Below are 12,172 nucleotides of genomic sequence, written 5' to 3' on the forward strand. Positions count from 1 at the left end.
TATTTACAATTTCTATTTAATTCAATTATTCGTCATTAAAGGGAGGCAGATGATAAACTTGGATCCTTTGCCCAGGTCGCTTTCTGCTTTGATTGTCCCTTTATGATCATCAATTATCTTTTTTACATAGGCTAATCCTAATCCAAAGCCTTTCACATCATGTCTGTTTCCTGTGGAAACGCGATAGAAACGATCGAAAATTCTCTTCACCGATTCCTTTTTGATTCCGATACCATTATCTTCAACAGCTATGTATAGCTTATTGCTGTTGTTCCAAGTGCGAATCATCAATTCTAAAGGGATGTCTTCCCTTCTGTATTTCACTGCATTATCTAATAAGTTAAATAATACGTTTGTAATATGCATCTTGTCACCATTGATGGTAGATTCTGTTGCCTGCAAGTCGATATCCAAGTTTCCTCCAAACTTTTCTACTTTAATCTGGAATGTGTTTGCTACGCTAACAACGATATCGTTCATATCCAGTTCTTTCATCTTAAGAGTAGCTTTTTGCCTTTCGAACAGAGACATTTGGAGAACTTTTTCTACTTGGAAGCTCAATCTTTCTGTTTCGTCATTTATGACTCCCGATATATGTTTGAATACTTCTGGCGATTTAGCAATAGATCCATCTTTCAGCATTTGTGCAGCAAGGGATATTGTCGATACCGGAGTTTTTAACTCGTGAGTCATATTGTTCATAAAATCACTTTTCATTTCTGACAAACGCTTTTGTCGGAATGTAGTATAGATGATAATGATAAATGTCACCAATAGAATAAACGTGAATATTATTGATGGGTATATAAACGATACCTCACTTATCAAATAATCTTTTTTTGTAGGAAAGTAGACTTTCAGGTAAACTGTTTTATCCTCCGGGTCGTTCGGAAATAAAGTCTGACTGAAATCTTCTTTCTTATATTTTGCCCCTAATCCACCTTCGGGATATATAGGTCTGTTATTCTTGTCTACTACTTCATATTCGAATGGCATCTCTAGACCATTGTACTTTATGTGATCTCTTATGCTGTTTCCTAACTCCTTGAAGTTTACTCTTTCTTGAATAGGAATGTTACTCGCTGTATTAACAATTGTTTTTGCTACTTCGTATAAAATATCGTATTCATATAGTAATTTCTTCTTTTGTTCATCCTGCATATCATATATTGTCCTTGATATTGCATTAGAACCAGCCTTGCTCGGGGTCTGAAAAATCTGATTCTGAGGTCTTGTCTGTACAGTAGATGCATTGTATTCCATATTGAATCTACTATCATTGGCTGTGACCTTTATTCTTTCCTGAAACAGTATGGCAGACTCCTGAGATTTATCCCTTTTGTATGCTGCCGCCTGTTTTTTCTGACTTTCTAACAAGGCTTCAGTTAAATATTTCTTTGCTTGAGCTGTTTCTAGCTCGCTTGATACAGAACTTAAACTCCTGTTTATTATTTCTTTAAACTGTTCGTTCTTCTGCTCTATTGATTCACGCAAATACCTGATTTGTAAAAACAATAGAGAAAAGAATGCAAAAGCCATTATAGCAGCAAGTATCCAAATCGTTGATTTTCTCATTTTAGTATTTCTACACCTAGTAGATTTTATCCCCTTTTTTTACTTAAATCACTCAATTGTTATAAGTTCTACTATTTAACAATTAAAACAAAGATATTGTTTAACATTTGAAAAAATAAACTTCTCTCTTCTTTTTTTAACAAGTTAAATATTTATTCACTTTTATTGTACTAGTGTAAACTTTAAACTTACCCCAAAGTTGCTGTTCGTCGTAGGGTAGGAAGATGATGATATTAGAGGTTTGTTCAATATTCGATCGTAAAAGGCTCTTAAAGTGAGTGCTCTGCTCATTGTATAATCGGCAGAAAGTTTTAGAGTAACAATAGTCATACCTGTTGTAGCTTGAGTATATCTTTCTTCAATCTTTCTGAGTAAGGCTTCATTCATCTTGTAAGATATATCAGCTTTGATATTTAAATCATTATTAATAGTAGAGGTACCCTTCGGATTAAGACCTATTAGCCTGTTAAACTCATTGATACGATAACCGAACCCAAGAACAAATTCATTGTACAATGATTCAATAATCTGATATGCAGACATGTTTAGAGTCAAAGTTCTACCCGTATTGTATCTTGTATTCAATGACATGTTATTGTTGAGTGTGCCATCAACACCTATCAGAGGATTAAAGACTTCTGTAATACCTACCGATGTAATATTATACGGAGAGGATGGGGTGGGGTTATCATTCAATACATCTCGAATAAAACCAAGTTCATCGCCTTCGCCTGAATCCATCCAACTATTGAAAACTGAATAATTTGTTACTTGGTAATAACATCTGTAATTATGGTTAAGACGCAAATTTTTGAATTTTTCTTTAATAAAAGGTATAGACAATAATCCGTCATAAGATATACTCCAATTAGGAAGCATTGCCAACAGTGACGGGAATGCCGATAATGTTACTTTATTTACATCTTTTCCGGTATAGGCGGAAATGAAAGCAGGAATCAAGACGTCTGCTGAGTTTATATCTATCTCCCCATTCCGAGGGTTATAAGATGTTCCTCCTAGTACAGGATTGTATTCAGAGATAAAACCTCCGGTTGGATAATGAACAGATTTACTGTAAATATTTTCGAGCCTACCTTTTATGATTGTTCTATTATTCAAAAAGGTTTCAAAGGCTTCGGAATAATAATTGTCAGAAGCTTTACTGCTTCTAAGTGCTGTCGATAGAGCAACCGTAGTCATAGAGAAATTTCCTCCCATTGTGCGAGGAGTTCCTGCAAACATGTATTGAACTTCGGTACGCTTATTATTTTCGTGGTTTGCGTTGAGCTCTATTTTTAGGTCTCTTATTGGCTCTATTTGTGCTTTTAATTCAAACTTCTCGGCTAGGTTATATACTGCCGGAGTTATATTCATGCCATCTTCGTCTATAACTAGCCAGTCTCTGTCTAAAGATTTTTGGATAAAGTCATCTCCTCCATCAAAACCTAAAGCAAATCCCATTCCTGGCACTAAACCATATTCAGAGTTTTTCTGCCCAAAAGCGTCACCTGTTCCTGGTCTGAATCCTGCAATATGAGTGTCGTTTCTCCTCGAATAATTAAAGCTGACAGATCGCAGAGACATTAGTCCTCGTGCTGTGTATTCGGCAATGTTTCGTAATGTTTCAGAAGATCCACCTTGTTTGTTGTTACTTACTATACTCAATTGTATATTGGCTGTATCTTTGTTTGTAATAACAATTGTATTGTCGTCTTTCTTCTTGAATTTTACCTTATAGTTTCTTCCGTCTTTTTTCCCTGTAACCTGAATGTTCTTCGTGTTCAGTCCATGAGTAATTGTGACAACAGTATCTTCTTGTAATGCTACATCTTGAGTGAAGCGACGTCTTTCCGGTTCGCGGCTCTCTCTTTGCCTTTCTCTAGGAGCAGAACTTCTTCTACGATCGAAGCGATTATTCACTTTTTTCAAGAAATCCCATTTATTGTATAAGCTAGTCAGGTTTAATCTGTTTGTAAAGTCGAAAGTCATCGTATTGCTAATCGTATTTCCTACTTCTATACTATCTATTCTGGCTCCACGTTCCCACTGATAGCCGCTTGTATAACTAGCATTTGAAGTTAGCCAATCCATAGCAGGAATGCTTTTGGTCGGAAGCTGATAAGTAACTTTCACTAATTGGCGATAAGATAATGGATCACCTAGTCCTTTCAGACTACGCATGATTGCGTCTTTCCATTCATCGTAGTCGTCTCTATTCGCTTTCTTATTAACTTGTAGGTAAGGTTCTTCTATTTCAGCCTGAGTATTTGATTGGAAGGAGAACTTCAAGTTTTTTGTAAAGTCCCAATTGATATTAAAATCACGATCCCATAAGAAAGACTGGCTCCATGATAAGAACTGGCTCTCGTTGTTAGGCCCTCCAATTGTATAGTTTTCTATATCTCGAAGCATTGTTTCGGTATAGAATCTGTTGATATTTGAGTTTAGAGTGATGTTGTTAGGGAGATAATTGAATCCTAATGATTTTGCAAACTTGGCAGCACCAGATTTACTTTTTATGTTTTTGAAAGGCTCCCATGTCTTCGCCATAGGAGTATATGTGTAGTTAAGATTTGCTTTATAGTTTCTATTTACGTCGTATGCCACCGAAGGGGCTTTGGTCTCACTTTCGCTGTATGAATACCCTAAGCTGAAATTGGCAGGGTCGTACGGCATCGGAGTCTTACTCTGAATATTCACTTTAATATTATTCATGCTAAGACTTTTCGTAGTCGTTTTCTCTTGAGCAAGGCTCTTTATAGAGTCTCTTTCTGCTTTAGTTTCTACGAGGTCGAATGATTCGTCCAATGTTACATCCTGATCAAATGGATCGTATTTAGGAGTTGTAGTCTGATTCGAATAAGAATAATATAAAGGTAAACTGACTTGTGCCTTTTCCGGTAAAAATTTACCAAGCTCTACACTTGCTGCAATATTGTATGTATGATAATCGTCGGAACGACGTTCCATCAGGCTCTGATCAAGGGCTCCAAAACCAACAGTCTCTTTTCTCCCAGATACGCTAATCGTTGCCAAGTCAGATAAGGCGATGTTCAAGTTTCCTTGTGCAGCCCAGCCTCCTTCTTCGTCAAAGTCGGTAAGGCGAAGTTCGTTAACCCATACTTCTCCCGATTTTGTCAATCGGCTATTGTTTCGCACACCAATCATTATAACATTAATTTCAGACAATGAAGGGTTTCCTATGACACTTACCTTGTTTGTCGGTTTCTCAGGGTCTTCGCTTGAATAGAGTGTAGTATATGATATTTTCGAACCGGCTTTCCTTTTTTCTTTATTCCTATTGAGTTTTACATTTTTGAGAAGTTCTAACGGAAAGTCAAACATATTGCCTGTTGGCCATACAGCATAACGGTCGTTAGGATTGTTTGAACTATACTTTCCCTCAGGAGTTATTATCAGAGGAATTTCATATTCATAATAATTGTTCTTATAATCAGAACCTAATCGCATGAATACTGTCAGTTCACCGTTCTCTATTTTATCACCATTGATTAGTTCTTCTGCATGAGTGAACATCTGAATACGTTTGTAACGTCTCAAATCATAATATGTGTTCTTGTAGATAGCTCTGGCATCACCCGGTTCCAAATTTAATACGCGCAATGATAGAGCCTGTTCGTTGTCTTCTATCATCTGTGCTTGTTGTGGATCGACAACTCTACTTACACCCGGAGGCAATACGTATCGAACTGGTTCACGTTCTGAATTTTCTTCAATATTTACTGTTGATAGGTCCAACGTCCCGTTTCCGGAAGGCGTATTGTCTTTGTTGAGTGTTTGTTCATATATTCGCCAGTCTCCTCGTACTAGCTGTAAAGTTCCGAAGCGTAAGAATGCTGTTTCTTCAAAGTTAGTGAGAAACATACGCATAAAACGGATACTCTTAAAGTCTTGAATATTACCGATTCGTTGCCCTTTTCTTACCGGAACTTTGAACTGATACCAAGTGATAACTTCTTCATTACCATTTCTTAAGTTAGCTTTAACCTTTCTGCTATCAACAATGTAGTTTTCTCCTACATTCATTTTCTGAGGATTTAGCTCAATCTTATATTGGAAGTAAGCCTCGTGCTCATTCAGAGTATAGTCCTGATTGATGTCTTCAACATCAGGAGTTGATCGGGATGCAGTAGAATAACTTTCGTCTGTTTGGTCGGTTGCAGGTGAGTTGCCTTCAGTATTGTTATAATATTTGTAACGATCTAAGATGCTAACTTGTTTCTCGTCATAGTCGCTTCCTCTATAAAAATGGAAGCGGTCACCAGCCGGTGCGTTCAAAGGAGAGAATGGATCATCTTGTAAACGACTTAGAGCTGATGGTGTTATTTTTGCCTTAAAAGATTCCAGATAGTTTTTGTATGTCTCAAACTCAAACTCTTCTTCAATGCTGAGCCCGTTTAGTCCCACATCTTGTTTCTTACGTCCTTCTGCCCCTGAATTATTGTCGAAAGCATAAGTAATAGCTTGCCTTTTAGGCATTTTACCCCATTTAGTGTATTCTATAGCATCAGGATCGTTATCATTAATAGGGAGTCCGTTCTCGTATGATTTTTTGCCATCTTTCAACACATCTTCTGATATTTCTCCCAAGTTGATATATAAGTCACCCCCTGCTTTAACCGAACCCATTGTATCAGCATAAATGAATGGATCCATTAGCCAGAATTCTATATATTCTATATTTGCCGCTTCAAAGTCTGAAACGTCCATCTTTTTTGTAATACCTCCCCATCTTTTTTTAGGGTTTAAGAGATTCCCGTCAGAGTCGATATTGGTCGCATCTAAATTGTATGGTCCTCTTTCTTTAGGATAGAAAGAAAGATTTAAGGCAGGTATTGTAGCTGACTCGTTGAACGGTATATCCTTATTAGGATATATTTCACTAATTTGAATTTCTCTAACATAGTGGTTAGACAGTTGATCTTTATCATTTTTTATGTGTTCTGGAGTCAGGGACGATCCTCTACGAGTAAATATAGGGTCTATCATAAACCAAGAAAGCAAGGCTCGGTTTTGACCATATCTGATGTCGTTACTATATGCCGCTTCGGGAAATAAAGCGTCTCCATCTTTACTGAATGGAGTAGCTGCCAGAGTCCACGAATAAGGGTTTTTTATATCAATACGAGATTCTGAGGTTTCGAAATCATCTAAATAGGAATAACCTCCCGACTCTTTGTTTTCGTAATGTCCGGGGATCATATGAGCAAATTCAGCATTGAAGCTAATGTGTGACGGCTGAGTTGTATTCACAAAAGGTAGCTTATCTACAAGATTTGTCAACCACATCGACTCCGTCTTGAATGATGTATTTACACCCCAAAGGGTATTCTTTACAGCATCATTCCCGAATTCGGTTTTTGTAGTAAGAGGTTTTTCATACAAGTGCATGATTGTACCTCCAATGTTGAAGTTTTTGGATATATCATAACTCAAATTCAGCCCAAGTAAGGTTTTTCTCTGCATCGAGAGTTGTAAACTCTCGTTTGATACTTGGATAGGGATATTGGAGTCAATCAAATTCTGATTTATAATGGTTACAATTCCGGCATTATAGTCTACCAAATAATCAACACCTTCCATTAAAGTGTTACCTCCGGCTGTAAGTATAACAGATCCTTGAGGAAGATTTTCTTGATTCAGATTAATTATTGAGTTGCTAGAGCCTGACCCTCTATATGAGCCGTATAGTTTGAATTTATTTTTCTCAGCTATTTGTCTGGCTACGGTCAGCGTTGAATCGTAAAGTTCTTGATATACATATTTTTCAGCAATAATATCACTTCCTATTTTGCTTCTCAAATGCGAGCCGAACGGTTCTACAACAGGGAAGATAATACGACCTTTTTCTGACTGTACGGTTATGCCTTCGACATAGTCGAAAATTCCATCACCAGTGGCGCCTTCTTTGTTCTTAACTTCATTATTCTTAGAATTTAATCTGTCTAAATTCATGACTCTGATAAGAAGTTCGTTTTTAATTCTACCTTCAGGAAGATAATTAATATACGTTCCTAGAGTGTCGGACTGGTAAGATATATTAAGTCTGAAATGATCTTGTTGTATCGAATTGTCACTTACCTTGTACACATTCTTCATCATCAAATCCCAAGTATATGATCTTGGCGATAAAGCAACGGGTTTCAACAGTTTTACAAATAAAGCTCCTGATTTAGAGTTTGATTCATTGTATTGATCTACAATATCGGCAGAGAATTCTCCTACCTGATAAGAAGATCCATTCATCGTATATTCATATGCAACAGCTAAAACTTCATCGGCTTGAAGTCTTGATGACAATGAAAGGTAACCTAGCTGAGGATTGAAAGTATATTCGGAAGGATCAAGCAACCTTGCCTTTCCTACTTTTTCATAATCCAGACTGTTTTCTATGTAATTCTCGAAAAGACTGGTGACTTTATCAATGTCTCTGATATAAGGGTATCTGACAGGATCGGTCGTTATTTTATTGTATAAATCATTAGCTCCGTTGTAGGGTGTTTTTGTTATACCTGTTTTACTCCAAAGATTATTGGCATTTTTAATAGAATCATGTTCAGCAATATCAGCAAAAGCAATAATATCTCTGGTTTGGCTAGGGTCGTTTCGCTTATTCGTTATCCATACTTCTATACGGGTTATATTGACCGGAGATTGTATATACGGAAATTTGCTTAAAGCCTTGTCGTAATTATCTCTAAAATAGTGTCCGAGGAAAAAGTGCCTGTTCTCATCATACTGATCGGCTTTGATCTCGTAATTGTTGGTCTGTATACCGCCTTTGGAACTTGTGGTCTGTGACTGTGCCTCTTGTTGAGATATAACAGTGTTAATTCTTAGTTTTCCGAATTGTAGCTCAGCATTGATGCCAAATAAGGCAGTTCCTCCGTTGATTAAGGAGTTTGTTGTTGCCATACTTACATTTCCGGCTTCTATGCGCTTGATTATCTCATCTTCTTTTCCTTCGTAGCCTAATTTTAGTTTCTTTGAGTCAAAATCAAACAATGCTTTTGTATCGTAATTCATACCAAAGTTGATTTTGTCTCCAACCGAAGCTGTTACATTCATTTGAATGTCTTCCTTGAATTCAAAAGAAGTTCTACTTCTGTTGCGCTCAGATAGGGTGGGATTGTCCGTATTGGAATACTTAGCCCCCATAGTTGCTTCAACATATCCTTGCGTACTGATTTTTACACCACCGGGTCCAAATAATTTTTCGGCAGGTCCTATGTTGAGTTGTATATTTTTCAAAGAAAATTCACCATTATCTTCTTTGTTGCTATATAAAGAATCATTTTTCCCCTTGAAATATCCAGACATAAACTCTTTCAGCGAATAGTCCATGTATTCGCTCTGAGTCAACGAGAAAGGCGTTGAAATTTCAGAGTCCCCAATTTTTGTTTTAAATATGTAGAGTTTTGTTTTCGGGTTATACTCTACGGTTGTCTTTATATTTGAAGGGTCTTTTAAGTCAAGCGGAGGTGTTGTTTGTATATCTTTGTAATTTGTAATTTGTGTTTTTTTTACGGGAAACAGAGGAACTGTATCTTCAGGGTGTGGCGAAACTTCTATTTCGGGTACAAATATAGGTTCATGCTTACCAGTCATTCCAAAGAAAAGACCGGTAAAACACAGAAATAAGCTTGTTATAAACGAATATTTAAAAAAACTTTTCAACCCTTTATCTATAACATTTTTAGTGCCATCTTAATGATTTGTTCAGTAGCACTGTCTGGTTTCTCTTTCAATATTTTTGAAACTACCTTCTGGGAAGCTTGTTGAGGAAAGCCTAACATTACAAGAGCTGCTATGGCTTCCTCTCCCGAAGGATTTGCAGTTGCAAACATTTCAACTTGTTCCAATCCGGCAACTTTTACCTTATCTTTCAAATCAATAATGATTCGTTGTGCGGTTTTAGCTCCAATTCCTTTTACCGTCTTCAGAATGTCTGCATTCCCTGAAGTAATAATGCTTGCTAATTCCTGCGTATTTAGCGAAGATAAAATCATTCGGGCAGTTCCGGCTCCAACACCTGAAACACTGATCAAGTGTAGAAACATCTCGCGTTCAGACTTGTCAAAGAATCCGAATAATTGGTATGCATCTTCTCTAATAGCCTCGTAAATGTATAGCTGTGCACTTTTTTTGTCTGTAAGTTGTGAATATGTATTTACAGAAATATTAATAAAATACCCGATACCATGCGTCTCTAAAGTAGCAGAAGCAGGGGTTAATTCCGTAATTTCTCCTTTTATATAATCGATCATATTGGTCTTGTAACTATAGTTATAAATAATAACGAAAAAGTCTTAAAAAAAGTATATTTGATTTACAGAACTTTTTGAATTCTAGACTTTCTCTTTGTTTCTATTTGGAGGGCAAAGATACATTTTTAGATTTACTTTTTTATATCTTTGCAAACCTCTGTATCTATTCAGAGATTATTAGAATTTTTATATTAAAATGTATTTTATGAAAAAAGGACTTTTTTCAATTATTTTATTCATTATGACTATGACTACAGTTCAAGCTCAAAATCCATTTTTTTCGACTTATAAGACACCATATGGAACACCTCCATTTGATAAAATAAAGAACGGACATTACGAACCGGCTATTGATAAGGGGATAAAAGAGCATCTAGCAGAGATTGACAAAATAGTTAAGACAAAAGCTGCACCAACTTTCGAAAATACGATTGTGCCTTATAGTGAGTCGGGTAAACTATTGTCGCGAGTAGCTCCGGTATTTTTCAATCTTTTGAGTGCCGAAAGTGATGACGAGATGCTCGAAATAGCTCAACGTATTCAACCTAAACTATCAGAATACTCAAATAAAATAAGTTTAAATGAAGGTTTATTCCAAAGAGTTAAGGCTGTTTATGAAAAAAGGAACGAATCTAATCTGACTCCGGAGCAAATTCGTTTAGTAGAAAAAATATATCGTTCATTCGAAGATAGTGGTGCTAATTTGACAGGAAAAGATAGAGATACATATAAAGATTTATCTGCTAAACTTAGCCAACTGACATTGACTTTTGGTCAAAACTCTTTAAAGGAAAATAATAAGTTCGAAATGTTGCTGACCGATGAGGCTGATTTAGCAGGCTTACCGGCTATGATTAAAGATGCAGCAGCAGCAAAAGCTAAGGAAAAAGGAAAAGATGGCTGGATCTTTGATCTGTCAGCCCCAAGTTACATAGCATTTATGAAATATTCTTCACGTCGCGATCTTCGTGAGAAGCTATATATGGCATATACTACTCAGTGTATAGGTGGAGAATATGATAACTTGGAGAACATAAAAGAAATCACAAAAACACGCATGCAAATAGCGAATCTGTTAGGGTATTCGGATTATGCAACTTATGTATTGCGTAACAAGATGGCTAAAGATAAAGAACACGTTTACAATCTTCTTGATGACTTGTACGATGCATATGGTGTGGCAGCTCGCCAGGATGTGAAGATGGTAGAAGGTTTTGCAGTGGGTATGGAAAGTAAAGATATTACACTCATGCCTTGGGATTGGTCATATTATTCCGAAAAGTTGAAAGATGCAAAATACAACGTTAGTGATGAATTAGTGCGTCCATACTTTGAGTTGGAAAACGTAAAAAAAGGCGTATTTGGTTTAGCTACAGATTTATTTGGTATCACATTCAAGAAGAATACGGATATATCAGTTTACCATCCGGAGGTTGAAGCTTTCGACGTGTTGGACGAAAATGGTGAATTCTTAGCTGTTCTTTATACAGATTTTCATCCACGTAAAGGAAAAAGACAAGGTGCTTGGATGACAGAGTTTAAAGGTCAATATATTGAAAAAGGAAAAGATTCTCGTCCGCATGTGTTGATCGTAATGAATTTTACTCGCCCTACAGAAACAGAGCCGGCTTTACTTACATTTGATGAAGTAGAAACCTTCTTGCACGAATTTGGTCATGCTCTTCATGGAATGTTGACAAAATGTACTTATGAGTCTTTGTCGGGAACAAATGTATTACACGATTTTGTAGAACTTCCTTCTCAAATAATGGAAAACTGGTTGACAGAAAAAGAATACTTGGATAAATTTGCCGTACATTATAAAACTGGAGAGAAGATTCCAGCAGAGTTGGTACAGAAATTAATCGATGCTTCTAACTATAATGCAGGTTATTTATGTTATCGTCAGCTATCATTCGGATACCTAGATATGGCATGGCATACGTTAACAGAAGCCTATACAGGTGATGTTATCAAATTTGAACATGATGCGATGAAAAAAGCAGCAGTATTACCTGTATTAGAAAATACAGCAATGTCTCCAACCTTTGGACATATTTTCTCGGGTGGATATGCCGCAGGATATTATGGTTATAAATGGGCAGAGGTGCTTGAGGCAGATGCTTATTCTTTTTTCCAAGAAACTGGTATCTTTAATAAGAATACAGCAAAATCGTTCCGTAAGAATATTTTAGAAAAAGGGAACACGGAAGAACCAATGAGCTTGTATGTTAAGTTTAGAGGACAGGAACCCACAGTGAAAGCTTTGTTGAAGAGAAACGGAATTGAAAAATAACAGATTTTCTATA

Annotated in this window: 4 protein-coding genes; 1 reads left to right on the forward strand and 3 read right to left on the reverse strand. The window is 36.5% G+C overall.

Going from position 1 to position 12,172, the window contains the following annotated elements; all coding sequences use genetic code 11:
* Nucleotides 1-21: 21 nt before the first annotated feature.
* The 3 genes from DHU68_RS05405 to ruvA form a co-directional block, all read right to left on the reverse strand.
* A complete protein-coding gene (locus DHU68_RS05405) occupies nt 22-1,575 on the reverse strand; it encodes a sensor histidine kinase KdpD (RefSeq protein WP_108821961.1) in 1,554 nt (517 codons plus the stop codon).
* Nucleotides 1,576-1,737: 162 nt separating this feature from the next.
* A complete protein-coding gene (gene sprA, locus DHU68_RS05410) occupies nt 1,738-9,204 on the reverse strand; it encodes a cell surface protein SprA (protein ID WP_108821962.1) in 7,467 nt (2,488 codons plus the stop codon).
* A 77-nt stretch (nt 9,205-9,281) separates the two neighbouring features.
* Entirely contained in the window at nt 9,282-9,863 is a 582-nt protein-coding gene (gene ruvA, locus DHU68_RS05415; protein ID WP_108821963.1) for a Holliday junction branch migration protein RuvA, read from the reverse strand.
* Between the two features lie 205 nt (nt 9,864-10,068).
* On the opposite strand from ruvA, the gene DHU68_RS05420 reads away from it, so the two are divergent.
* Nucleotides 10,069-12,159, forward strand: a complete 2,091-nt coding sequence (locus tag DHU68_RS05420; RefSeq protein ID WP_108822143.1) for a M3 family metallopeptidase — start codon at nt 10,069-10,071, stop codon at nt 12,157-12,159.
* Nucleotides 12,160-12,172 lie beyond the last annotated feature (13 nt).

Origin of the sequence: Dysgonomonas sp. Marseille-P4361 (assembly GCF_900343125.1) — a bacterium.
In the GTDB taxonomy this organism is placed as follows: Bacteria; Bacteroidota; Bacteroidia; order Bacteroidales; family Dysgonomonadaceae; genus Dysgonomonas.

What these genes read in the sequence shown, in the direction of transcription:
- DHU68_RS05405 (WP_108821961.1), bottom strand. Translation starts at nt 1,575, where the DNA reads ATGAGAAAATCAACGATTTGGATACTTGCTGCTATAATGGCTTTTGCA.
- sprA (WP_108821962.1), bottom strand. Translation starts at nt 9,204, where the DNA reads ATGACTGGTAAGCATGAACCTATATTTGTACCCGAAATAGAAGTTTCG.
- ruvA (WP_108821963.1), bottom strand. Translation starts at nt 9,863, where the DNA reads ATGATCGATTATATAAAAGGAGAAATTACGGAATTAACCCCTGCTTCT.
- DHU68_RS05420 (WP_108822143.1), top strand. Translation starts at nt 10,069, where the DNA reads ATGAAAAAAGGACTTTTTTCAATTATTTTATTCATTATGACTATGACT.